Origin of the sequence: Streptomyces sp. NPDC020898 (assembly GCF_044333925.1) — a bacterium.
GTDB lineage: Bacteria > Actinomycetota > Actinomycetes > Streptomycetales > Streptomycetaceae > Streptomyces.
This window is the reverse complement of the sequence record NZ_JBIRRV010000011.1, coordinates 79197-101016: the sequence shown is the minus strand read 5'-3', so window position 1 is coordinate 101016 and position 21820 is coordinate 79197. Positions and strand designations below refer to the sequence as shown.

Genomic DNA, 21820 nt, shown 5'->3' with positions numbered 1-21820 from the left:
TTCGCGTCCCACGCCCGCTTGCTCGTGTCACGCCTGCTTCAGCAACGCCCGTGCGATGACGTCACGTTGGATCTCGTTCGTACCCTCGCCGATCTCCAGGATCTTGGCGTCGGCGTAGAACCGCGAGATCTCCGACTCCCGCACGTAGCCGTATCCGCCGTGGATCTGCAAGGCCTGGGAGGCGGCGCGGTTGGCCACCTCGGAGGCGTACAACTTGGCCATGGCGGCCTCCGTGCCGTACGGCCGGCCCTGGTCGGCGAGCCAGGCGGCCCGGTAGACCATCCAGCGGGCGGCCTGCAACTCCGTACCGATGTCGGCGATCTTGTGGGCGACCGCCTGGAAGGCCGACAGCGGGCGGCCGAACTGGTGCCGTTCCGTGGCGTGTTTGACGGCGAGCGCGAGCGCCGCCCTCGCCAGCGACAGGCCCAGCGCGGCGACGCTGATCCGGCCCTTGTCGAGGACGGAGAGGAACTGGCGCAGCCCGTTGCCCTCTTCGCCGATCAGATGATCGTCGGCAATCCAGCAGTCCTCGAAGACCAGTTCGCGGGTGTCCATGGCGTGCCAGCCGAGCTTCTTCAGTTTGGCGCCGCAGCTGTAGCCGGGAGTCCCGGTCGGCACGTAGAACGTGGCGAACCGTTTCCGCCCGTCGTCGTTCCTACCGGTCGTGGCCAGCAGGGTGACGCCCTGGCTGATGTCGGTCCCGGCGTTGGTGATGAACATCTTGGTGCCGCTGATCACCCAACCCCCGTCCGCACGACGGGCCGTGGTGGTGATGCCGGCCGCGTCGGAGCCGGCGCCGGGCTCGGTCAGGCCGAACGCCCCGATGGCCTCGCCCCTGGCCAGCGGGGCCAGCCAGCGCTGCTTCTGCGTCTCGGTGCCGTACGTCAGGAGCGGCAGCGTGGCGATGGTGGAGTGCGCGTTCCAGGAGGAGGCGACGGACTGGTCGGCCGCGCCGAGTTCCTCCATGACCGCCACATAGGAGACGGTGTCGGAGCCGGCGCCGCCGTACTCCTCGGGCACGAGCATGCCCATCAGGCCGAGTTCGCCGAGCTTGGTGAAGATCTTGGTCGGGAACGTCTCGGTCTCGGACCACTCCGCGGCGTACGGGCTGATCTCCCTCGCCGCGAACTCGCGGACCATGTCCTGGAGATCCCGGGTCTCCTCCGGCAGGTCGAAATCCATGTCACAGTCCCTTCGGAGTCAGCAGCACCTTGAGGTGCTTGGCCCGGTCGGCGGCCAGGTCCTCGAAGACCCCGGCTCCTTCCGTGAGCGGGAAACGTCCGGTGACCAGAGCGGAGGCGTCCAGGCGCCCGGTGCTCATCAGGTCGATCACGCGGGGTATGTCGAAGTTGTAGCCGAGTGTGCCGACGACGGAACGCTCGTAGAAGACGAGTTGCCCCATGTCGAACTCGACGCTGCCGTGCCCGACACCGGCCAGCACGACCCGTCCGCCGCGGCGGACCGTGGCGACGGCCTGTCCGGCGAGCGCGGGCACGCCGGTCGCGTCGATGACGACGTCCGGCCCGATGCGTCCGGTGCGCACGAACACCTCACGGCGTACGTCCGTCTCGCGCGGGTCGAACGCCTCGGTGACGCCGAGGCCGAGCAGCAACTCCCGGCGCCCTGCCAGGGGTTCGCTCACATAGAGCCCGGCGGCGCCGGCGATGCGGGCCGCGAGGACCACGGCGACGCCGATGGGGCCGCCACCGACGACCAGGACGTTGTCGCCCGGCCGTACTCCGGCCCGGGTGACGGCGTGCAGGCCCACGGCGAGCGGTTCGGCCACGGCCGCCATCTCGTCGCTGACGTTGTCGGGCAGCTTGGTCAGCCCGGCGAGCGGCACGGTGACGCGGTCGGCGAAGGAGCCGGGTGAGGCGAGGCCCACGGAGCCGCTCTTGGGGCAGATGTGGTACTCGCCGCGGGCGCACCAGAAGCAGACGCCGCAGCGCCAGACGGGGTCGGCGGTGACGCGGTCGCCGACGGTGATGCCGGATATCTCCGTGCCCAACGCGAGGACGGTGCCGCTGAGTTCGTGGCCCAGGGCGAGGGGTGGGGCTTTGCCGGTGAGGGGGTGGGGGCTGTCCCGGATCATGTGGGGGCCCTCCAGGAACTCGTGCAGGTCGGTGCCGCAGATTCCGGACCAGGTCACCTCCACGACGGCCTCGTGGGGTGCCGGGTCGGGCGGGTCCGGGACCTCTTCCAGGCGTAGGTCGCGGGCGCCGTGCCAGCGCAGTGCTTTCATGCTCTGCCGTCCTCGCGGGTTGTTGGTGACCGACTTGTGCGTGGTGCCCTGGGGTGGCGCTTCGTTGGGGGTTCGTTGTGAGGCTGCGGGTCCGGTGGGGGCTGGTCGCGCAGTTCCCCGCGCCCCTGGGCAAGGCGGCCCCTACGGGGCGCCTTGCCCAGGGGTGTCGAAGCGGGCCTTGCCCGGGCCCTCGGTCAGGAAGGACTGGAGGCCTGTGGCTGCGTCCTTTGTGCCGAACACGCCTGTGAAGAGGGAGCGTTCGAGGGCCAGGCCGGTGGAGAGGCTGGTGTCGGTGCCGTGGTTCACGGCTTCCTTGATGGCCTCCAGGGCTGCCGCCGGGCCCTCGGCGAGGCGGCGGGCGTAGTGGAGGGCGGCGGTGTGTACCTCGGTGGCGGGGACGACCTCGTCCACGAGTCCGAGGCGCAGGGCCTCGGCGGCGTCCACCCGGCGGCCGGTCATCAACAGGTTCTTGGCGCGGGACGGGCCGATCAGGCGGGTCAGGCGTTGGGTGCCGCCCGAGCCCGGGATGATCCCGAGCTGTATCTCCGGCTGGCCCAGGAGCGCGTCGTCGGCCGCGATGCGGTAGTCGGCGGCGAGCGCCAGTTCGAGGCCGCCGCCGAGCGCGTACCCGGTGATCGCCGCGACAACCGGCATGGGCAGCCTGGCCACCTCGTCGAAGGTGCGCTGCAGGGCCCGGTTCCAGCCCCGCACCTCGTCGATGTCCATCGCGGCGAGCGCCGTGACGTCCGCCCCGGCGGCGAACAGCCGCTCGCCCCCGTACAGCACGACGGCGCGCACCTGGCGCGCGTCGGCCAGTTCGCGTACGCGGGCGGCCAGTTCGTCGCGCTGGACGGTGTCGAAGGCGTTCATCGGCGGGTGATCGAGGCGGACCGTGACAACGGGTCCGTCGGTGTCGAGACGGATGCGCGGCACAGGAGCCTCCTCATCGGCGGAAGCGACGCGGACTCACCGGCGCCCAGATGGTTGTCGAGGCGTTCACGTCGTCGTACAGTTCGGCAACAAGTTTTATAGACCAAGAGGTACACTAAATCATGGGAGCGGGCAACCAACCGGCCGGAACCCGCCTTTCCGTATGAGTGGTGGCAAGAAACATTCACCGCCCAGACACAGAGCGAGAGAGACCCGTGCACAATTTCGCGAGCATCCTCGATTACCACCTGACCCAGCGGCCCGAAGCCGTGGCCGTCACCCAGGAGGACCGCCGCCTGACGGTGCGCGGACTCCATGAGCGGGTCAACCGGCTGGCCGCGGGCCTGACGGAACTGGGCATCCGGCGCGGCGACGTCGTCGGGCTGCTGCTCTACAACCGGCCGGAGTTCCTCGAACTGGTCTATGCGACCAATCGCATCGGAGCGGTCTTCCTGCCGTTGAACTACCGCCTGTCCGAGGAGGAATGGGCGTACATCCTGGAGCACTCCCGGGCGAAGGCGATCGTCACCGAGCCGGAGTTCCTGAGGCAGACGGAACGGATCTCCGGGAAGCTGGCCGACCTCGAACACCTGGTCCTGGTGGACGGCGAGCCCGCCCCCGACCGGTGGACCGGATACGAGGACCTGCTCGGCCGGCACGAGGGCGCCCGGGTGGACCCGGTGGACGTCGCGCCCGACGATCTCCAGCGGCTCATGTACACCTCCGGCACCACCTCACGCCCCAAGGGCGTGCGCATCACGTACGGCAACCTGCACGCCAAGAACGTGTCCCAGATCGTCCACTTCGGCCTCACCGCGGCGGACACCACGCTCGTGGCCGGGCCGCTCTACCACGTGGGCGGCCTGGACATGCCCGCCCTCGCGGTGCTGTACGCGGGCGGCGGCGTGGTCCTCCAGCGCAAGTTCGACGCGCCGGGCGTCCTGCGGGCCATCGAGGAGCACAAGGTCACCAACGCGTGGCTGGCACCGGTGATGGTCAACGCCGTCCTGGAGGTCCCGGACCGGGAGTCGTACGACACCACGTCGATGCGGTTCATCGTGGGCGGTGGCGAGAAGACGCCCGAGCCGGTGCTGCGGCGCATCATGACCGCGTTCCCGAACGCCTGGTTCGCCGACGCCTACGGCCTGACCGAGACGGTCTCGGGCGACACCTTCCTCGACCGCGAGCACGCCCTGTCCAAACTGGGCTCGGTCGGACGACCCGTGCCGCACACCCGGATCCGGATCGTCGACGACACCGGCAAGGAGGCCCCGGCGGGCGAGCTCGGCGAGATCACGCTGCGCGGCCCGAAGGTCTTCGCGGGCTACTGGCGCGACGAGAAGGCCACCGCCGCGGCCCTTCAGGACGGCTGGTTCCACACCGGCGACATCGGACACGTCGACGAGGAGGGCTTCCTCTACGTCGACGACCGCAAGAAGGACATGATCGTCTCGGGCGGCGAGAACATCGCCACCCCCGAGGTCGAACGGGTCCTGTACGAACATCCGGCCGTCCTGGAGGCCGCCGTCGTCGGCCTGACCCACCCCCGCTGGGGCGAAGTCCCCCGCGCCTTCGTGGTGTTCCGGCCCGAAGCGAGCGCCGGGGCGGACGAACTGCGGGAGTTCTGCCAGGAGCGCCTGGCGAAGTTCAAGGTGCCCGCCCGCTTCGACATCGTCGACGAACTCCCCCGTACGCCCTCGGGCAAGGTCCTCAAGCGGACACTGCGCGACATCCCCGCGGAGAGCTGAACCATGGCCGATGTGAACACCGACCTGCGGCTCGACGGCAGAACCGCCTGGGTGACAGGAGCCGGGAAGGGCCTCGGCCGTGCCATCGCGGTCGCCCTCGCCCAGGCCGGCGCGAACGTGGCGGTGACCGCCCGTACGGCCGCCGACCTGGACAGCCTCGAAGCCGAACTGGCCGAGTACGGCGGCAAAACGCTGGTACTGCCCGGCTCGGTCGCCGACTCCGCCGCCGTACGGACCATGGTGGAGGGCATCACCGGATGGTCGGGCCGGCTGGACGCGGTCATCAACTGTGCCGGCGTCAGTCCGCACTTCACGCGGAGCGAGTTCGTCACCGACGAGGACTGGCAGCGCGTGCTGGCCATCAACCTCCAGGGCACCTTCTACGTCTGCCGCGAGGCCGGCCGGGTCATGCTGGAGCAGGGCTCCGGCTCGATCGTCAACATCTCCTCGGTGCACGCGAGCACCGGCTTCGAGCGGATCGCCGCGTACGCCGCCAGCAAGGGCGGGGTCGAGGCGCTCACCAAGTCGCTCGCCGTCGAGTGGGCGGACCGGGGCGTACGCGTCAACGCCCTCGCCCCCGGCTACTTCCGCACAGACCTCAGCTCCGGCCTGCTGGACAGCCGCTGGGGCGAACGAATCGTACGGGGCACTCCGTTGGGGCGGGTGGGTGCCGTGGAGGAACTCGGCGGCGCGGCGGTGTTCTTGTCATCGGACGCGTCCAGGTTCGTCACGGGGACGACCATCACGGTGGACGGAGGCTGGACGGCCTGGTGAAGCCGGGTGCGCACCCGCGCCCCGCAAGGGGCGCGGGGAACTGCGCGACAAGCCCCCACCGGGCCCGCAGCCAACAAACCGCTCAGCAGACCAGGTTCGGCATCTCGCGACGCTCCTGCCGCGGCGTGCCGAACAGTTCCTCCGTCACCGACTTCACCGCGCTGACCACCAGCGGAGCGACAAGTTCCAGTGAGGAACGGCCGTCTCCGACCACCGAGATCGCGCCGACCGGGCCTTCGGGGCCGCGCAGGGCGAGGCCGACGCAGCCGAGGTCGGGGAAGCACTCGCCGCGGTCGATCGCCAGGCCGTTGCGGCGGCGTACCGTGCGGAGTTCGCGGTGCAGGTGGTCGAGGCGGCCGATGCTGTGGTCGGTGCGGCGCTCGATCAGCTGCGCGTACCGCGCGTCGATCTCCTCGGGGCTCAGCCAGGCGAGCATCGCCTTGCCGAGCCCCGTACAGTGCGCGACCGCACGGCCCCCGACCTTCGACGGGATCTCCACCGCCGCCCGGCCTCCCACCTTGTCCAGGTAGTAGATCTCCGGCCCGTCGAGCACGGCCAGGTGTACGACCATCCTGGTACGGACGGCCAGGTCGAGCAGGTGGGGCGCGGCGGCGGACCGCAGCGCGCTGTGGCCGATCTCCCGCCCGCCCAGGCCGAGCGCCCGCCGTCCCAGCGTGTACCCGGCGACCGTGTGGCGCAGCCAGTCCAGGCGGACCAGTTGGTCGAGAATCCGGTGGGTCGTCGAGCGCGGAAGGTGGGTCCGGCGCGAGACCGTTTCCAGTGTCAGGTGAGTCTGCGGGCGTTCGAAGAGGTCCATGATCAGGGTTACGCGCTCCATCATCGATGGAGGCAGGCTTTGCTCGTCGGCCTCGGAGGATCGCGAGCTCAGGCGAAGGGCAGACGTCATCGTCCGGGCCTCTCTGCTCAAACTGAAATCAATTCTAGTTCGGCTTCGGCGTCAAGCTATCAACGTCAAGGGCCGCAGAGAAAGAGCCGTGCACCGATTAATTCGGACGGTCGGTCCATTCTTCATGGGACGCAAAAACGTACCGCTCCCCGGAAGGGTTCTTCCGGGGAGCGGTACGTCCGTCGGGGGTCAGCCCCGGGTGAGGTCGAGGGCGATGTCCACGATCATGTCCTCCTGGCCGCCGACCAGCCCGCGCCTGCCGACCTCCTGGAGGATCGTGCGGGCGTCGAGGCCGTACTGCTCCGCCGCGGTCTCGGCATGGCGCAGGAAGCTGGAGTAGGCGCCGGCGTAGCCGAGGGTGAGGGTCTCCCGGTCGACGCGCACCGGTCGGTCCTGGAGGGGACGGACCAGGTCCTCGGCGGCGTCCTGGAGGGCGAACAGGTCGCAGTCGTGCTTCCAGCCCTGGAGGTTGGCCACGGCGACGAACGGCTCGATCGGGCAGTTCCCCGCGCCGGCGCCCTGCCCCGCGAGGGACGCGTCGACCCGGGTCACCCCCTCCTCCACCGCCACCACCGAGTTCGCCACCGAGAGGGAGAGGTTCTCGTGCGCGTGGATGCCGATCTGGGTCCCCGGGTCGAGCACGTCCCGGTAGGCGCGGATGCGGTCGCGGACCCCGTCCATGGTGAGCCGGCCGCCGGAGTCGGTGACGTACACGCAGTGCGCGCCGTAGGACTCCATCAGCTTCGCCTGGCCGGCGAGGGTCTCGGGGGACGCCATGTGGGCCATCATCAGGAAGCCCGAGACGTCCATGCCGAGTTCACGGGCGACGGAGATGTGCTGGGCCGCGACGTCCGCCTCCGTGCAGTGGGTGGCGATGCGCACCGAACGGACCCCGAGGGCGTAGGCCCGCTTGAGTTCGACGATGGTGCCGATGCCGGGCAGGAGGAGCGTGGTGAGGACCGCGCGGTCGATGACGTCCGCCGCCGCCTCGATCCACTCCCAGTCGGTGTTGCTGCCCGGCCCGTAGTTGAGGCTGCCGCCGGCCAGACCGTCACCGTGGGCGACCTCGATCGCGTCCACGCCCGCCCGGTCGAGGGCCTTGGAGATCTTCGCCACGAACTCGGGCGTGATCCGGTGCCGGATGGCGTGCATCCCGTCCCGGAGGGTGACGTCCTGCACGTAGAGCCTGCGGGTCGCGGTCACTTGGTCACCTCGGTGGGGAATCGCTGGGCGATGCGCTCGGCGACGCGCAGGGCGGCCGAGGTCATGATGTCGAGATTGCCGGCGTAGGCGGGCAGGTAGTGGGCGGCGCCCTCGACTTCGAGGAAGACGGAGACCTTGGTGGTCGCCTGGGAGGTGTCGCCGTCGGCCAGCAGCGTGTGCACCGGGTCGCCGGCCGGGACCGGCGTGAACTGGACCTGCTGCTTGAGCCGGTAGCCGGGCACGTACTCGGCGACCGCCGCGACCATCTCCTCGACGGAGGCACGGATCGCGTCGTGGTCCGCCTCCCCGATCAGGCAGTACACCGTGTCCCGCATGATCAGCGGCGGTTCGGCCGGGTTCAGGACGATGATCGCCTTGCCCCGCCGGGCGCCGCCCACCTTCTCGATGGCGCCGGACGTGGTCTCGGTGAACTCGTCGATGTTGGCCCGGGTGCCCGGACCGGCCGACTTCGAGGAGATCGAGGCGACGATCTCGGCGTAGGGCACGGGGGTGACACGGCTGACGGCGTGGACGATCGGGATGGTCGCCTGGCCGCCGCAGGTGACCATGTTGACGTTGTCGACACCGTTGTCGGCGTTCAGGTGCTCGTCCAGGTTCACCGGCGGCACCACGAACGGGCCGATGGCCGCCGGGGTCAGGTCGACGAGGCGTTTGCCGTACGGGGCAAGCTTCTTGGCGTTCTCGACGTGGGCCTTGGCGGATGTGGCGTCGAAGACGATGTCGATCTCGTCGAAGCCGTCCATGGCGATCAGGCCGTCCACACCCTCGTGGGTGGCGGGGACCTTCAGACGGGCGGCGCGCGCCAGGCCGTCCGAGTCCGGGTCGATGCCCACCATCGCGGCCATCTCCAGAGTGTCGGACAGCCGCAGCACCTTGATCATCAGGTCGGTGCCGATGTTGCCGGAGCCGATAACGGCCACCTTGGTCTTCGTCATCCTTGTTCCTTGGGTGAGAAGTGGTGAGAGAAGGTCGCCGTCACCGATCCCAGGCCCGACATCTCGGCCCGTACGGTGATGCCTGGCGGGGTCGGGACGAGCGGGCCCAGGGCGCCCGAGAGCACGACCTGTCCGGCGCGCAGCGGGTCGCCGAACTCCCGGGCGGTGCGCGCCAGCCACAGCAGCGCGGCGAGCGGGTCGCCCAGACAGGCGGCGCCGCTGCCCTCGGAGGCGAGCGCGCCGTCGGCGTACAACCGCATGGTCACGTCCCGGGGTTCGAACTCCTTCAGGTCGACCCGCTCGCGGCCGAGGACGAACAGGCCGCTGGAGGCGTTGTCGGCGACCGTGTCCGTGATCGCGATGTCCCAGTCGGCCACCCGGCTGTCGACGATCTCCAGGGCGGCCACGGCGTGTCCGACCGCCGCCCGGACCCGCTCGATGTCGAGGTCGTCGTCGTCCAGGTCGGCGGCGAGCACGAACGCGATCTCCGCCTCGACCCTGGGTTGCAGCAGCCGGTCGCTGGGGACGGCCGGCAGCCCGGAGACGTCCATGTCGTCCAGCAGGACACCGAAGTCGGGCCGGTCGACGCCTACTTGGCGCTGCACCGCCTCGGACGTGCACCCGATCTTGCGGCCGACGACGCGTGCTCCGGCGGCGATCCGGTCGCCGATGACGCGTTGCTGGACGGCGTACGCGAGGCTGATGTCGGCCCTGCCGAGCAGGTCCCGCACGGGTGCGCATGGCGTGTGGTCCTGGGCTGCGCGGGTGAGTCGTGCGACCGCCTCGGCCACGGCCGCTTCACGGTTCGCGACGGCCGCCGGTTCCCAAACGTCTGTCATTGCCATCCTCAGCTCGTGCCGGCCTCCAGCGTGAGCCGCGGTGCGCGGCGGCACCCCTGAGCGTTCCGCTCAGCGGGACTCGGGGGCCGGGAGGCGAGCGGGTCTCGCTGAGCGAGATGGCTCAAGGGCGGGCCCGCGCTGTCTCGTTACCGTCGCCGGGGCCGCACGGCGATGCTCCCTGTCCCGTCCCCCTTGCACGCGGTCCCCCACTCCCCCCACTCCCCACCAAGAACGTCGGCAGTCATGAGGAGGTTCGGATGAGCATCAACGAGGATGCCTACGACGTGATCGTCGTAGGGTCCGGCGGAGGTCTGATCGGGGCGTACGTGGCCGCGTCCCGCGGCCTGCGCACGCTTGTCATCGAGAAGACCGGTCTGGTGGGCGGCACGACCTCCTACTCCGGTGCGGGTCTCTGGTTCCCGGGCTCCGCGCCCGTCGGCCGGGCGGGCATCGAGGACGCCGAGGACGCCCGGACGTATCTGCGGAGCGTCGTCGACGACAGCTCGCGGGAGCCGCTCCAGGACGCCTATCTGCGGGCCGGCGTCCAGGTGATCGACGAACTCGAGAAGAACCAGTGGTTCCAGTCGTTCGTGTACGGTCCCGTGCCCGAGTACTACCCGTCGGCCCCCGGCGCGTCCGCCGCGGGGCACACCATCTTCCCGCCGCCGGTCGCGGTCGCCGACCTCGGGGAGAACGCCCGGCTGGTCCGCACCTCCATCCCCGCCGAGCGGTGGGGCATCGACGAGGGCCCGGTCCTCAGCGGTGGCCGCGCGCTGATCGGCAGGGCACTGTCGGCGTTCCTGGAGACCGGCAACGGCACGCTCCGCGTCAACACCGCGCTGGAGAGCCTCGTCGTCGAGGACGGCAGGGTCGTCGGCGTGGTGGCGGTGAGCGACGGTGAACGGGTCACGTTCCGCGCCGGGCGCGGCGTGATCCTCGCCGCCGGCGGCTTCGAGAAGAACCCCGAGTTCCGTGAGAAGTACCAGCCGATCCCCCGCAGCAGCGAGTGGTCCCACGGCTCCCCGGGCAACACGGGCGACGCGCTCCAGGCCGGGATCGCGATCGGTGCCGCCACCGACCTGCTCGACGAGGCCTGGTATCTGCCGGGCCTCGTACAGCCGGACGGCCGTCCGACCTTCCACTCGGGCACGCGGGGCGGGATCTGGGTCAACGCCGCCGGCGAACGGTTCGTCAACGAGACACGCCCCTACGACCAGGCCGGGCACGAGATCGTCCGGCTGCACACCACCACGGACGTCTCGCACATCCCCGCCCACTGGGTGTTCGACCAGCGGCAGCTCGACCGGGACAGCTTCGGCGGCCCGGCCGACCAGCCGGTCCGCTCCGAGTGGTTCGAGTCGGGCGCGCTGAAGAAGGCCGACACCCTGGAGGAACTGGCGAAGCTGATCGACGTACCGCTGGAGGCGCTGCGCAGGACCATCGAGGAGTTCAACGGCTACGCGCAGTCCGGGGTCGACGAGAGGTTCCATCGTGGTGAGACACCCTGGGACCAGATGTTCCATCACGTGCTCTTCTTCGCCCATCTGCCCGAGATGAACTTCCCGGCGCCGCCCACGCCCGACTGGCCGAACCCGTTGCTGCTTCCGCTCGACACCCCGCCGTACTACGTCGCGACCATCGTCCCGACCGACCTCGGCACCAAGGGCGGCCTGAAGATCGACGACCACGCGCGGGTGCTGCGCCCGGACGGCCGGCCGATCGAGGGGCTCTACGCGGCCGGGAACACCGCGGCCGCGATGTCGGGGCGCGTCTACCCGGGCGCCGGGACCCCGATCGGTTCCAGTGTCGCGTTCTCGTACCTGGCGGTGCTGGACATGGCCGGTGTGACGGACTGACCTCATGACTGTGCCCGGGACACGACAGGTGTCCCGGGCACAGCGGCGCGCGTTCAGGGGGCGGCGATCAGCCGTACAGCCAGGCGCAGGTTCGCCTCCGCCTGCGCGGTGGTGATCTCCTCGGTCAGCATGGCCACGAACAGACCCCACCAGCCGTAGACGAGCAGCCGCACCCTGCCGCGCTGGCTCTCCGTGTCCCCGCGGCCTCCGAGGAGGCGCAGGAGCCGCTGTGCCAGGGCCCCTTCGGCGATGTCGAAGCGGGTCGGGACGACGCTCGCGTACTCCGTGAACGAGGAGAGCGCCACCGCCGAGGCCAGCAGGGGGCTGTCCAGCAGCTTCCCGCTCAGCGCGATGAGCGTCTCCGCCGCCTCCGCGGCCGGGTCGTTCCCCTCGTCGGCGGAGGTGCCACCGTCCCGGCCCCCGAGGAACTGCTCGATGTGCCATTCGAGGACGGACAGGAACAGACAGGGCTTGGACGGGAAGTAGCGGTACAGGGTGGCGATCGCGACGCCGGCCTCCTTGGCCACCTCGTGCATCTGGACGCCGGCGAGCCCCTCGCGCGCCCCGAGTTCGGAGGCGGCGCGCAGGATACGGACCCGGCGGGCGGCCTGACGGCTCGACATCGGAGCGGCGGGTCGTCGTACCTCCGCGGTTCTCGCCACGTCGTCGTCCCTCATGTCGTCCAGGGGGCTTCTGATGGATCTCCGCGGCGTCGCTCAGGAGGCCTCCGGGCGGGTCAGGAAGGCCAGGACCGTGCTCTCCCAGGCCGCCTTCTGCTCGATCATCGCCCAGTGCCCGCAGTCCGGGAGGACGTGCAGTTCGGCCCTGGGGATGGTGCGCATCGGCAGCAGCGCGTTGTCCAGCGGCGTGACCCTGTCGTCCCGGCCCCAGGTCAGCAGCGTGGGTGCGGTGACCTTGTGGAGCGCGGCCCAGACGGGCTGGTCGGACTGGGCCTGGGCGGCCAGGATCGCGGCCATCGCCTGCCGGCCGTAGATCCGGCGGGACGCCTCCAGGGTCGCCGGGTCGGTGGCGCTCACCCAGCGCTCCTCGATCAGCTCCTCGGTGAGCAGGGCCGGGTCGTGGACCATCGACCTCAGCCACTGCACGAGGTTCTCCCGGGTGGGGTTCTCGGTGAACTCCACCAGCAGGTTGAGGCCTTCGCTGGGTGCCGGGGACAGGATGTTGCGGCCGACCCCGCCGATGGTCACGATCCTGCGGAACAGGTCCTTGTGGGCGGTCGCGAGCCCCACGGCGACGAATCCGCCCATGGAGTTCCCGACCACGTCGACCTGGTCGAGGCCGAGGCCTTCCAGGAAGCGCAGTACGGCCCTGGGGGCCGCCGCCATCGGGTTCTCGTCGGTCGGGTCGCTCACGCCGAAGCCGGGGAACTCCAGAGCAAGGGTGCGGAAGTGCTGCGCGAACACGGGCAGGTTGCCCCGGTAGTTGCGCCAGCCGGTCACACCGGGCCCCGACCCGTGCAGCAGAAGCAGCGGCGGTCCGTCGCCCGCCTCGTGGTAGCGCAACACGCCCTCGTCCGTGGGGAGTTCGCGCAGGGTGTCCTCGTACGTCAGGGAGGTGAGTGTCATGGCAGCACCGTGCCACCGGGCGGGCGGCGCTCGTCGGGGGTCTCCCGATCAGTGGGACGGTCCCGGCGGGGGGCGCCGCGGGCTGTCTAGCGTCGGGGACGTAACCGTGCCGGGAGCCCTCGGGCCGCCCGGACCTGACCGATGCGAAGCAATGTGAGGGGAGGACCTGATGGGTGTTCGCTCACTCGGGTACCTGCGTCTTGAGTCCAACGACCTCGACAAGTGGAAGGCGTTCGGAGGTGACTTCCTCGGTCTGATGCCCGTCGAGGGCGCTGATCCCGAGTCGCTCCACTTCCGGATGGACGACTATCCGGCCCGCATCGTGGTCTCCCCGGGCGCCCAGCCCGGGATGACGGCGCTGGGCTTCGAGGTTCTCGACGAGCGCGAGCTGGCGAAGCTCGTCGCGGACGTCGAGAAGGCGGGGATCAAGGTGACCGCCGGCACCGAGGCCGACGCCGCCCAACGGCGCGTCACGGGCTTCGTCAAGTTCAACGACCCGGGCGGGAACCCGGTCGAGCTGTTCTACGGCACGACCCTCGACCATGTGCCGGTGCAGACCCCGCTGGTGTCGAGGTTCGTCACCGACGACATGGGCTTCGGGCACGCCATCATCTCCGCCGAGGACGCGCGGACGACGTTCGAGTTCTATGTCGACGTCCTGGGCTTCATCGAGCGGAACACGATGCGCTCGCCGGGCGGCACGACCTGGTTCATGGGCTGCAACGACCGGCACCACACCCTCGGGGTGACGCCGATGCCGGGTCCGGGGCGCCTGCTGCACTTCATGGTGGAGGGGGCGGCGCTGGACGACGTGGGGCGCGCACTCGACCGGGCCGCGAAGTTCGAGGTCCCGATGATGCACTCGCTCGGCAAGCACACCAACGACCACATGGTGTCGTTCTACGTCTGGTCGCCGGAGAACTACGCCGTCGAGTTCGGCTGGAACGGCCTGAAGGTGCCCTCGCCGGTGCCCGTCTACGAGATCACCGACGGCGCGTTCTGGGGCCACCACTTCACTCCGCCGCCGATGCCGGCCGGCTGAGCGAGCGATACGGAAGAGCCCCACGGCGTGCGGCCGTGGGGCTCTTTTGTCGTCCGGGTTCTCACTCGACGGTGATCGCCCGTTCCGGGCAGGCCCGTTCACCGTCGCGGGCCGCCTCCTCGAGGCCTTCCGGGACCTCTCCGTCGAAGGGCAGCGCGTAACCGTCGTCGTCGAGGCGGAACAGTCCGGGTGCCGCCACCGCGCACCGGGCGTGGCCGGAGCACGACGACTTGTCGATGGTGATCTTCACTGAACGGCTCCGATCTGTGAACTGCGGTCTGCGTACTACGAATTGCGGGGTGCGTATGCGGGCTGCGTTTCTACGGCTTGTTGGTCGATCCGGCGTCGACGGTGAACTGGAGGCCGGTGACGTATCTCGCCTCGTCCGACGCGAGGAACAGGACCGCGTTCGACACGTCCCGCGGCTCGACGTACGGGGCATGGGTGTTCATCGCGGCGAGGGCGAACATCGGTTCCCGCTCGGCGAGTTCGTCGAGCGGTACGCCGACGGTGATGCCCGTGTCGCTGACGCCGGTGGGGTGGACGGTGTTCACCCGGATGTGGTGCGTGCCGAGTTCGTTGGAGAGGGCCTTCATCAGGCCGACCACGCCGTGTTTGGCGGCCACGTAGTGGGCGTACGGCACATGACCGCGGATTCCGGCGGCCGAGCTGATCATGATGATCGAGCCGCCCGCGCCGGCCTCGATCATCCTCGGGAGCGCCGCCCGTGCCGTGTTCCAGGCGCCCTTGAGGTTGACGTCGACGACGACGTCCCACGCCTCCTCGGTCAGCTGCCAGGCGGAACCCGAACTCATGACACCCGCGTTGGCGACGACCACGTCGAGCCGGCCGAACTCCTCGTGGGCCGCGTCGACGGCGGCCCGCATCTCGGTGATCGAGCGGACGTCGGCCTGTACGGGGACGCACCGCCGGCCGGTCGCCCGTACCAACTCGGCGGTCTCCTCCAGCTGTTCCTTCGCCGCGAGCGAGTAGGGCAGCGCGTCGCTGATGTCCCGGCAGACGTCGGTGACGACGATGTCCGCGCCCTCCTCGGCCAGCCGCACGGCATGGGAGCGTCCCTGACCGCGCGCCGCTCCGGTGATGAGAGCGACCTTGTTCTCCACTCGCCCCATGGCAACCTCAGCTCTTCGTGTGGTCGGTCAGGTCGGTCAGATCCTCGGCGGCCTCACGCAACGCGCGCAGCCGCCTCTGGAGGAGTTCACGCTCGGCGTCGTCGGCGGGGCCGGCCCCGAGTCCGGCGAGGCGTACGTCCGTGTCGGCGATCTCCGTCAGGAGCCTGCCGTGGGCCTCCTCGATGGTGAGCAGGTCCAGGTCGGTCCAGTCGGAGCGCTCGGACTCCGGTCGCCGGCTCATGCGGGGAGGTTGTAGAGGCGGCGGGCGTTCAGTTCCACCATCTTGTGCACCTCGTCGTCCGGTACGTCGGCGAGGACCTCGGCGGCGTAGGCACGGCTCTTGGGCCAGTACGAGTCGGAGTGCGGGTAGTCGCACTCCCAGGTGATCTTGTCGACGCCCACGTGGTGCCGTACCTCCACGCCGAACCGGTCGTCGATGAAGCAGCCGTGGAAGTGCTGGTGGAACAGCTCCGAGGGCCGCACGCGCTGGTCGACGTTCTGGTAGAAGCGGTGCCGTTCCCAGGTGCCGTCGATCCGCTCCAGGAGGTACGGGATCCAGCCGATCCCGCCCTCGGACAGACCGATCTTCAGCTTGGGGTGCTTGTGGAGCACCGGGGAGAACAGGATGTCGGCGGTGGCGAACATGGCGTTGCAGCCGAACAGGGCGATCGTCACGGCGAACGGGGCGTCCTCCGCCGTCTTCGGCGGCTTGCCCGAGGTGCCGAAGTGCAGGCACAGGGGCAGTCCGGTCTCCTCGGCCGCCGAGAACACGGGGTCCCAGTGGTCGGTGTGGAAGGAGGGCAGGCCCCGGGGGGCCGGGTTCTCCGGGAAGGAGATCGCCTTGGCCCCCTTGGCCGCGGTCCGGTGGATCTCGGCGACGCAGGCCTGGACGTCCCACAGCGGCAGGACGACCAGGGGGATGAGCCGGCCGGGCGCGGCGGCGCACCACTCGTCCAGCACGAAGTCGTTCCACGCCTGGATGCACAGCAGGGCCAGCTCACGGTCCTTGCCGTCCAGGAAGACGGTGCCCGCGAACCCCGGGAAGGAGGGGAAGCACAGGGCGCCCCACACTCCGTCGAGGTCCATGTCGCGCAGTCGGGCCTTCGGGTCGTAGCAGCCCGGGATCATCTCGTCGTAGCGCGTCGGTTCGAGGCCGAACTCCTCCGGGTTCTTTCCCGCGACCGCGTTGAGGCCGATGTAGGGGTAGATCCGGTCCTCGTAGACCCACACCTCGGCGGGCGCCTGGCCCTCCCCTCGCGGCTGCTCGACGATCCGCGGTCCCGCGTTCCGGTACCTCGCCGGCAGACGGTCGGACCACAGTCGTGGGGGCTCGATCAGATGATCGTCGGTCGACAGCAACTTCATCCATGGCTGCAGCGGCATCCTTGCGCTCCCTCGGTCTCGGAGACTCAACAGCATCAGCACATTGCGTGCACTGATCGGGTCCCACTCAGTGGAAGAACATCCTTAAACCCGTTACTTCTCACAGATCATGGGAAGTGAGCCAGATCCATCCATCGGGATTCAGGCTACTCTTTTATCCGACGGAAGGAGACCCCATGGGTCGAGTGCAGGACAAGGTCGTCTTCATCACCGGGGCGGCGCGCGGCCAGGGCCGGGCTCAGGCGATCCGGCTCGCCGCGGAGGGTGCCGACATCATCGCCGTGGACCTCTGCGAGGACGTCGCCACCAACGGCTACCCGCTGGCCACCGAGGCCGACCTGGACGAGACGGTGCGTCAGGTCGAGAAGCTCGGCCGGCGCATCGTCGCCCGCAAGGCCGACGTACGCGATCCGGCGGCGCTCAAGGCGGCCGTGGCCGAGGGGGTCGCCGAACTCGGGCGGCTCGACGCGGTCGTCGCCCAGGCCGGGATCTGCCCGCTGGGCCCCGGGCAGAGCGCCCAGGCCTTCCTGGACGCCATCACCGTCGACTTCAACGGGGTGGTCCACGCCGTCGACGCGGCACTGCCCCATCTGCCCGACGGCGCCTCGATCGTGGCGACAGGGTCCATCGCCGGGCTGATCCCGGCGACCACCGACAACCCGGCCAACGGACCGGGCGGCCTCGGCTACTCCTTCGCCAAGCGCCAAGTGGCCGCGTTCGTGCACGACTTGGCGACAGTGCTGGCGGCCCGGCAGATCCGGGTCAACGCGCTGCACCCGACGAACGTCAACACGGACATGCTCAACAGCGACCTCATGTACCGCTCGTTCCGGCCCGACCTGGAGAACCCGACCCGCGAGGACGCGCTGCCCGGCTTCCCCGCGACGACCGGCTTCGGCATCCCCTACGTCGAGCCGGAGGACATCGCCGACATGGTGCTCTTCCTCATCTCCGAGGAGTCCCGCTACGTCACCGGTATGCAGATGCGCGTCGACGCGGGCGGGTACGTCAAGCGGCGCCCCCAACTGCCGACCTTCTGACCGGCGTTCAGGCCCCGCCCGTCATGTCGATGACCACCTTCCCGGTGGTCCGGCGCTCCGCCACGTCGGTCAGGGCGGTCGCCACGTCGGCGAGGGGGTGGACGCGGGAGACGAGCGGGCGCATGCCGTCGCGGACCATCCGGGCGAGCGCCCGGTCGCCGGCGGCCACCGCGTCGGGGGCGTACTGGCGCAGCATGCGGATCTCGAAGCCCCGTACGACCGCGTCCTTGAGCAGGACGAGGTTCAGCGGGATCCGCGGGATCTTCCCGTCGGCGTAGCCCACCGTGACGAACCGGCCGCCCCGCCGCAGTGCGCGCAGGGCGGCCTCCGCGTGGTCGCCGCCGACCGGGTCGACCACCAAGTGGACGCCACCGTCGGTCAGTTCACGCAGCCGCGTCTTCAGGTCCTCGCCGACATAGTCGACGCCGGCCGTCGCCCCGAGTTTGCGGGCGACCGTCAGCCGCTCCTGGCTCGACGCGGCCGCGACCACGCGCATCCCGAGCCGGGTCGCGACGTCGACAGCCGCCGAGCCGACGCCTCCTGCCGCACCGAGCACCGCCACCCACTCCCCCGCCGCGCCCTGCCCGACGGTGGCCAGGGCGTGGTAGGCGGTCGCGTAGGTCACGTGGAACGCGGCGGCGTGCACCATGTCGAGCCCGTCGGGGACGGGACGCAGCCCGGACACGGGCACCACGACCTGCTCGGCGAAGGCCCCGGTCATGACCGCCCCGGCGACGGGTGAGCCCACCGGCGGGCCGGACACCCCGGGTCCGAGCGCGGTCACGACCCCGGCGAACTCGCTGCCCGGCGTGAACGGCAGGGGCGCGGGGACCTGGTAGCGGTCCGCCACGAGCAGCACGTCGGGGAAGTTGACCGCGGCGGCGTGGACCCGGACCAGGACCTCCCCCGGGCCGGGTTCGAGGTCGCCGAGTTCGACGACCGAGAGTCCCCCGGGCGGCCCGTACTCCGTACAGCGTGCGGCTCTCATCGCGTCCTCCCGGTCGTGGGCATCGCCGGGTCACGGGGCAGGCCCAGTACCTGCTCGGCGATGGTGTTGCGCTGGATCTCGGCGGTGCCCGCCCCGATCGAGGAGGCCCGGGTGCGCAGGAAACCCCACACCCAGCGCCCGCGCTGGACGGCGTGCGGATCGCGCCGGCCGAGGATGCCGTAGGCGCCCAGCAACTCCACGGCGAACTCGTGCAGTTCCTGTTCGAAGGTCACGATGAAGAGCCTCGACGTCGAGGAGGCCGGCCCGGGTTCGCCCTTCGCCATGATGTCGGCGATGGTCCGCATCCCGGTGAGCCGCATGATCCGCACCCGGATCTCGAAGTCCGCGAGCCGGTCGCGCACGAGGGGGTCCGCCGTCGCGCCGCGCTCCCGCGCCAGTTCGATCAGCTCGTCGAGCACGCGCCGGTACCGCGCCGCCTGGTTCATCGCGCCGGCCGCGCGTTCATGGCCGAGGCTGGTCCGCACCAGCGGCCAACCGCCGTTCTCCGCACCGATCCTGTCGGCCACCGGCACCTGTACGTCGTCGAAGAAGATCTCGCAGAAGTGCGCGTCCCCGGTCAGGTCCCGCAGCGGGCGCACGCTCACTCCCGGGGCGTGCGCGTCGATCAGCAGGTAACTGATGCCCTCCTGGCGGGAGTCGGGCGGTCCGGTGCGCACCAGGGTGAAGAGGATGTCGGCGATGTCGGCCGAACTGTTCCACACCTTCTGCCCGTTGACGACGTACCGGGCTCCGGGGTCGTCGGGTCCGCCGCCCTCCCGCCGCGCGGTCGTGCGCAGCGCGGGCAGGTCCGAGCCGGCCTCCGGCTCGGAGTAGCCCTGCGCCCACACGGCGTCGCCGCGCAGCATGGGGCGCAGGAAGCGCTCCTTCTGTTCGGGGGTGCCGTATTTGATGAGGGTCGGCGCCGCAATACCGAGCCCGGTGCCGAGCGGTCCCGGCACCCTGGCTCGCGCGTACTCCTCCTGGTAGATCACCTGGCGGGCGAAGCCCAGTTCCATGCCGCCGTACTCGCGCGGCCAGCTCGGACCGGCGTACCCGGCGTCGAACAGGGTGGCCAGCCAGGCCTTCTGCCAGCGCAGTCGCTCGGCGGGGTCCTTCGGGCCACGGCCCGGGTGACGGTCCGTCAGGAAGGTGCGCAGGCGGGCCCGGAACTCCCCGTCGGTCTCAGTCGGGTCGTCGCGGCGGTCTCGTACGGCCGAAGTCATGTGAGCGCTCCCCCTGTTCAGCGCGGAGCCATGCGGATGGCGCCGTCGAGGCGGACGGTCTGGCCGTTGAGGTAGGGGTTCTCCAGCATCTCGACGGCGAGGCGGGCGTAGTCGTCCGGGGTGCCGAGGCGCTTGGGGTGCGGGACGGACGCGGCGAGTCCGTCGCGGATGTCCTCGCGGAGCCGGCCGAGCATCGGGGTGTCCATGACGCCCGGCGCGATGGTGTTCACCCGGATCTGCCAGCTGGCCAGGTCACGGGCGGCGACCAGGGTGATGCCGTGCACACCGGCCTTGGCGGCGGTGTAGGAGGTCTGGCCGATCTGGCCGTCGAACGCGGCGACGGAGGCGGTCAGGACCACTGCGCCGCGGTCACCGTCGACGAGGTCGTTGCCGGCGAGGCGGGCGGCGGCCAGGCGCAGCACGTTGTAGGTGCCGATCAGGTTGACCCGTACGACCTCGGCGAACGTGTCGAGTTCGCCGGGGGTGCGGTCGCGGTCGATGATCCGGGTGCGGTCGCCGCCGCGGCCCGCGCAGTGCACGACGAAGCGCAGCGGGCCGAGTTCGGCGGCGGTGTCGAGGGCGGTGGTGACCGCGGCCTCGTCGGTGACGTCGGCGCGGACGAAGCGGGCGGCGTCACCGAGGTCGGCGACCGCCTTGACGCCCTGTTCCTCAGAGATGTCGGCGAGGACGACCCGGCCGCCGCGCTCGATGATCCGGCGGGCGGTGGCCAGGCCGAGGCCGGAGGCGCCACCGGTGACGAGCGCCGATGAACCGTCGATGTTCACATCAAACTCCTTACAGGCCCAAGGACTTGCTGATAATGGTCTTCAGGACCTCGCTGGTGCCGCCATAGATACGGGTCACCCTGGCGTCCGTGTACAGCCGGGCGATCGGCGATTCGAGGATGTAGCCGTAACCGCCGTGCAGTTGGAGGCACCGGTCGACCACGCGGCCCTGTGTCTCGGTGCAGAACAGCTTGGTCCTGGCCGCGTCGGCGGGACTCAGTTCGCCGGCCACGAGTTCACTGATCGCCGCGTCCAGGAGGGTCTGGGCGGCCGTCAACTCGGTGTCCAGGGCGGCGAGTTCGAACTTCGTGTTCTGGAAGTGGGCGACCGGTTTCCCGAAGACGGTCCGGTCGCGTACGTAGGTGACGGTCAGGTCGATCGCGGCGCGGGCCTGGGCGACGGCGCCGACCGCGATGGCCAGCCGCTCCTGGGCCAGGTTGCGGCCGAGGAGGGAGAAGGCGGCGCCCTCCTCGCCGAGCACGTTGGCGGCGGGGACACGGACGCCGGCGAAGGACAGCTCCACGGTGTCCTGGACGGCGAGGCCGATCTTCTCCAGCTTGCGTCCGACGGTGAACCCGGGCATGCCCTTCTCGACCACGAGGAGGGACAGGCCCGAACGCCGGTTGTCCGGATCGGTGCTCGTGCGGGCCACGACGATCACCAGGTCGGCGTGGTGGCCGCCGGTGATGAAGGTCTTCGCTCCGTCAAGGACGTAGTGATCGCCGTCACGGACCGCCCTCGTCGTGACCCCGGCCAGGTCCGAGCCCGTACCGGGTTCGCTCATCGCGACCGCGGTGTACAGCTCGCCCGAGGCCAGCCCCGGGAACCAGCGGGCCCGCTGCTCGGGGTTCGCCAGTCCGGTGAAGTACGGGACGACGACGTCGAGATGGGTGCGCAGGCCGCCCAGCGTGACGCCCGCGCGGGCGCACTCCTCCTGGATGACGACGTTGAAGCGGTAGTCGTCCTGGCCGCCCCCGCCGTACTCCTCGGGTATCGCCGTACCGATGATGCCGAGCTTCCCCAGCGAGGTGAACAGTTCGCGGGGGACGAGTGCGGCGCGCCGCCAGTCCTCGTACACCGGGAGCACTTCGCGGGCGATGAAGTCACGGACCAGGAGACGGAAGTCCTCATGATCCCGTTCGAACAGGGTCCGGCGCATCGGATCTCCTTTGAATCGACCCTATT

22 protein-coding genes are annotated in these 21820 nt (G+C 70.4%); 5 read left to right on the top strand and 17 right to left on the bottom strand.

Annotated elements, in window-relative coordinates; all coding sequences use genetic code 11:
- Positions 1-27: 27 nt before the first annotated feature.
- The 3 genes from ACH4TV_RS30650 to ACH4TV_RS30640 form a co-directional block, all read right to left on the bottom strand.
- Positions 28-1182 carry an acyl-CoA dehydrogenase family protein gene (locus tag ACH4TV_RS30650; RefSeq protein WP_398403762.1) on the bottom strand — a complete coding sequence of 385 codons (1155 nt, stop codon included), beginning with the start codon at positions 1180-1182 and terminating at the stop codon, positions 28-30.
- A gap of 1 nt (position 1183) precedes the next feature.
- Positions 1184-2242 (bottom strand): 2,3-butanediol dehydrogenase, encoded by a 1059-nt coding sequence (locus tag ACH4TV_RS30645; RefSeq protein WP_398403760.1) that lies wholly within the window; start codon positions 2240-2242, stop codon positions 1184-1186.
- A gap of 141 nt (positions 2243-2383) precedes the next feature.
- Complete coding sequence (locus ACH4TV_RS30640) at positions 2384-3112, bottom strand: enoyl-CoA hydratase/isomerase family protein (protein ID WP_398404059.1); 729 nt, start codon at positions 3110-3112, stop codon at positions 2384-2386.
- 275 nt (positions 3113-3387) lie between these two features.
- On the opposite strand from ACH4TV_RS30640, the gene ACH4TV_RS30635 reads away from it, so the two are divergent.
- Together ACH4TV_RS30635 and ACH4TV_RS30630 are read left to right on the top strand one after the other, a co-directional pair.
- Positions 3388-4920 (top strand): long-chain fatty acid--CoA ligase, encoded by a 1533-nt coding sequence (locus ACH4TV_RS30635; protein ID WP_398403758.1) that lies wholly within the window; start codon positions 3388-3390, stop codon positions 4918-4920.
- A 3-nt stretch (positions 4921-4923) separates the two neighbouring features.
- A complete protein-coding gene (locus tag ACH4TV_RS30630) occupies positions 4924-5694 on the top strand; it encodes an SDR family NAD(P)-dependent oxidoreductase (RefSeq protein ID WP_398403756.1) in 771 nt (256 codons plus the stop codon).
- An 82-nt stretch (positions 5695-5776) separates the two neighbouring features.
- Here the strand turns inward: ACH4TV_RS30630 and ACH4TV_RS30625 are convergent, their stop codons facing one another.
- The 4 genes from ACH4TV_RS30625 to ACH4TV_RS30610 all read right to left on the bottom strand — a co-directional run bounded on the left by ACH4TV_RS30625 (position 5777) and on the right by ACH4TV_RS30610 (position 9599).
- The gene (locus ACH4TV_RS30625) at positions 5777-6535 is read right to left on the bottom strand and encodes an IclR family transcriptional regulator (RefSeq protein ID WP_398403754.1); all 759 of its coding nucleotides are present in this window, start codon (positions 6533-6535) and stop codon (positions 5777-5779) included.
- 255 nt (positions 6536-6790) lie between these two features.
- Entirely contained in the window at positions 6791-7804 is a 1014-nt protein-coding gene (gene dmpG / locus ACH4TV_RS30620) for a 4-hydroxy-2-oxovalerate aldolase (protein ID WP_398403752.1), read from the bottom strand.
- Positions 7801-8760 (bottom strand): acetaldehyde dehydrogenase (acetylating), encoded by a 960-nt coding sequence (locus ACH4TV_RS30615; RefSeq protein ID WP_398403750.1) that lies wholly within the window; start codon positions 8758-8760, stop codon positions 7801-7803. The genes dmpG and ACH4TV_RS30615 overlap by 4 nt, the downstream gene beginning before the upstream one ends.
- A complete protein-coding gene (locus tag ACH4TV_RS30610) occupies positions 8757-9599 on the bottom strand; it encodes a 2-keto-4-pentenoate hydratase (RefSeq protein WP_398403748.1) in 843 nt (280 codons plus the stop codon). The genes ACH4TV_RS30615 and ACH4TV_RS30610 overlap by 4 nt, the downstream gene beginning before the upstream one ends.
- A gap of 257 nt (positions 9600-9856) precedes the next feature.
- Between ACH4TV_RS30610 and ACH4TV_RS30605 the strand changes: the two genes are divergently transcribed.
- Entirely contained in the window at positions 9857-11455 is a 1599-nt protein-coding gene (locus ACH4TV_RS30605) for an FAD-binding protein (RefSeq protein WP_398403746.1), read from the top strand.
- A gap of 53 nt (positions 11456-11508) precedes the next feature.
- Here ACH4TV_RS30605 and ACH4TV_RS30600 read toward each other — a convergent pair whose 3' ends face one another.
- Both ACH4TV_RS30600 and ACH4TV_RS30595 read right to left on the bottom strand, forming a co-directional pair.
- Positions 11509-12132 carry a TetR family transcriptional regulator gene (locus tag ACH4TV_RS30600; RefSeq protein ID WP_398403744.1) on the bottom strand — a complete coding sequence of 208 codons (624 nt, stop codon included), beginning with the start codon at positions 12130-12132 and terminating at the stop codon, positions 11509-11511.
- A 39-nt stretch (positions 12133-12171) separates the two neighbouring features.
- A complete protein-coding gene (locus tag ACH4TV_RS30595) occupies positions 12172-13041 on the bottom strand; it encodes an alpha/beta fold hydrolase (protein ID WP_398403742.1) in 870 nt (289 codons plus the stop codon).
- Between the two features lie 169 nt (positions 13042-13210).
- Between ACH4TV_RS30595 and ACH4TV_RS30590 the strand changes: the two genes are divergently transcribed.
- The gene (locus tag ACH4TV_RS30590; protein ID WP_398403740.1) at positions 13211-14083 is read left to right on the top strand and encodes a VOC family protein; all 873 of its coding nucleotides are present in this window, start codon (positions 13211-13213) and stop codon (positions 14081-14083) included.
- Between the two features lie 61 nt (positions 14084-14144).
- Here ACH4TV_RS30590 and ACH4TV_RS30585 read toward each other — a convergent pair whose 3' ends face one another.
- The 4 genes from ACH4TV_RS30585 to ACH4TV_RS30570 all read right to left on the bottom strand — a co-directional run bounded on the left by ACH4TV_RS30585 (position 14145) and on the right by ACH4TV_RS30570 (position 16599).
- A complete protein-coding gene (locus tag ACH4TV_RS30585) occupies positions 14145-14333 on the bottom strand; it encodes a ferredoxin (protein ID WP_398403738.1) in 189 nt (62 codons plus the stop codon).
- Between the two features lie 70 nt (positions 14334-14403).
- Positions 14404-15216, bottom strand: a complete 813-nt coding sequence (locus tag ACH4TV_RS30580; RefSeq protein WP_398403736.1) for a mycofactocin-coupled SDR family oxidoreductase — start codon at positions 15214-15216, stop codon at positions 14404-14406.
- 7 nt (positions 15217-15223) lie between these two features.
- Positions 15224-15457 (bottom strand): hypothetical protein, encoded by a 234-nt coding sequence (locus ACH4TV_RS30575; RefSeq protein ID WP_398403734.1) that lies wholly within the window; start codon positions 15455-15457, stop codon positions 15224-15226.
- On the bottom strand, positions 15454-16599 hold the full coding sequence (locus ACH4TV_RS30570) for an amidohydrolase family protein (RefSeq protein WP_398403732.1): 1146 nt from the start codon (positions 16597-16599) through the stop codon (positions 15454-15456). Before ACH4TV_RS30570 ends, ACH4TV_RS30575 begins: the two co-directional genes overlap by 4 nt.
- A gap of 176 nt (positions 16600-16775) precedes the next feature.
- Here ACH4TV_RS30570 and ACH4TV_RS30565 point away from each other — a divergent pair, with 176 nt between their 5' ends.
- Positions 16776-17639 carry a mycofactocin-coupled SDR family oxidoreductase gene (locus ACH4TV_RS30565; protein WP_398403730.1) on the top strand — a complete coding sequence of 288 codons (864 nt, stop codon included), beginning with the start codon at positions 16776-16778 and terminating at the stop codon, positions 17637-17639.
- A gap of 7 nt (positions 17640-17646) precedes the next feature.
- Here ACH4TV_RS30565 and ACH4TV_RS30560 read toward each other — a convergent pair whose 3' ends face one another.
- From ACH4TV_RS30560 to ACH4TV_RS30545, 4 genes are read right to left on the bottom strand one after another with little or no spacing between them, the layout of a single operon-like run.
- Complete coding sequence (locus ACH4TV_RS30560; protein ID WP_398403728.1) at positions 17647-18627, bottom strand: NADPH:quinone oxidoreductase family protein; 981 nt, start codon at positions 18625-18627, stop codon at positions 17647-17649.
- Positions 18624-19850, bottom strand: a complete 1227-nt coding sequence (locus ACH4TV_RS30555) for an acyl-CoA dehydrogenase family protein (protein ID WP_398403726.1) — start codon at positions 19848-19850, stop codon at positions 18624-18626. Before ACH4TV_RS30555 ends, ACH4TV_RS30560 begins: the two co-directional genes overlap by 4 nt.
- Before the next feature lie 17 nt (positions 19851-19867).
- Positions 19868-20635: an SDR family NAD(P)-dependent oxidoreductase gene (locus ACH4TV_RS30550; RefSeq protein ID WP_398403724.1), complete on the bottom strand. Its 768-nt coding sequence runs from the start codon at positions 20633-20635 to the stop codon at positions 19868-19870.
- Positions 20636-20645: 10 nt separating this feature from the next.
- A complete protein-coding gene (locus ACH4TV_RS30545) occupies positions 20646-21794 on the bottom strand; it encodes an acyl-CoA dehydrogenase family protein (RefSeq protein ID WP_398403721.1) in 1149 nt (382 codons plus the stop codon).
- Positions 21795-21820: the final 26 nt, after the last annotated feature.

Coding starts and splice junctions, on each gene's coding strand:
- ACH4TV_RS30615 (WP_398403750.1), bottom strand. CDS start 8,760: ATGACGAAGACCAAGGTGGCCGTTATCGGCTCCGGCAACATCGGCACC.
- ACH4TV_RS30600 (WP_398403744.1), bottom strand. CDS start 12,132: ATGAGGGACGACGACGTGGCGAGAACCGCGGAGGTACGACGACCCGCC.
- ACH4TV_RS30645 (WP_398403760.1), bottom strand. CDS start 2,242: ATGAAAGCACTGCGCTGGCACGGCGCCCGCGACCTACGCCTGGAAGAG.
- ACH4TV_RS30590 (WP_398403740.1), top strand. CDS start 13,211: ATGGGTGTTCGCTCACTCGGGTACCTGCGTCTTGAGTCCAACGACCTC.
- ACH4TV_RS30650 (WP_398403762.1), bottom strand. CDS start 1,182: ATGGATTTCGACCTGCCGGAGGAGACCCGGGATCTCCAGGACATGGTC.
- ACH4TV_RS30570 (WP_398403732.1), bottom strand. CDS start 16,599: ATGCCGCTGCAGCCATGGATGAAGTTGCTGTCGACCGACGATCATCTG.
- ACH4TV_RS30630 (WP_398403756.1), top strand. CDS start 4,924: ATGGCCGATGTGAACACCGACCTGCGGCTCGACGGCAGAACCGCCTGG.
- ACH4TV_RS30565 (WP_398403730.1), top strand. CDS start 16,776: ATGGGTCGAGTGCAGGACAAGGTCGTCTTCATCACCGGGGCGGCGCGC.
- ACH4TV_RS30605 (WP_398403746.1), top strand. CDS start 9,857: ATGAGCATCAACGAGGATGCCTACGACGTGATCGTCGTAGGGTCCGGC.
- ACH4TV_RS30560 (WP_398403728.1), bottom strand. CDS start 18,627: ATGAGAGCCGCACGCTGTACGGAGTACGGGCCGCCCGGGGGACTCTCG.
- ACH4TV_RS30595 (WP_398403742.1), bottom strand. CDS start 13,041: ATGACACTCACCTCCCTGACGTACGAGGACACCCTGCGCGAACTCCCC.
- ACH4TV_RS30610 (WP_398403748.1), bottom strand. CDS start 9,599: ATGACAGACGTTTGGGAACCGGCGGCCGTCGCGAACCGTGAAGCGGCC.
- ACH4TV_RS30575 (WP_398403734.1), bottom strand. CDS start 15,457: ATGAGCCGGCGACCGGAGTCCGAGCGCTCCGACTGGACCGACCTGGAC.
- ACH4TV_RS30625 (WP_398403754.1), bottom strand. CDS start 6,535: ATGATGGAGCGCGTAACCCTGATCATGGACCTCTTCGAACGCCCGCAG.
- ACH4TV_RS30555 (WP_398403726.1), bottom strand. CDS start 19,850: ATGACTTCGGCCGTACGAGACCGCCGCGACGACCCGACTGAGACCGAC.
- ACH4TV_RS30580 (WP_398403736.1), bottom strand. CDS start 15,216: ATGGGGCGAGTGGAGAACAAGGTCGCTCTCATCACCGGAGCGGCGCGC.
- ACH4TV_RS30640 (WP_398404059.1), bottom strand. CDS start 3,112: ATGAACGCCTTCGACACCGTCCAGCGCGACGAACTGGCCGCCCGCGTA.
- ACH4TV_RS30545 (WP_398403721.1), bottom strand. CDS start 21,794: ATGCGCCGGACCCTGTTCGAACGGGATCATGAGGACTTCCGTCTCCTG.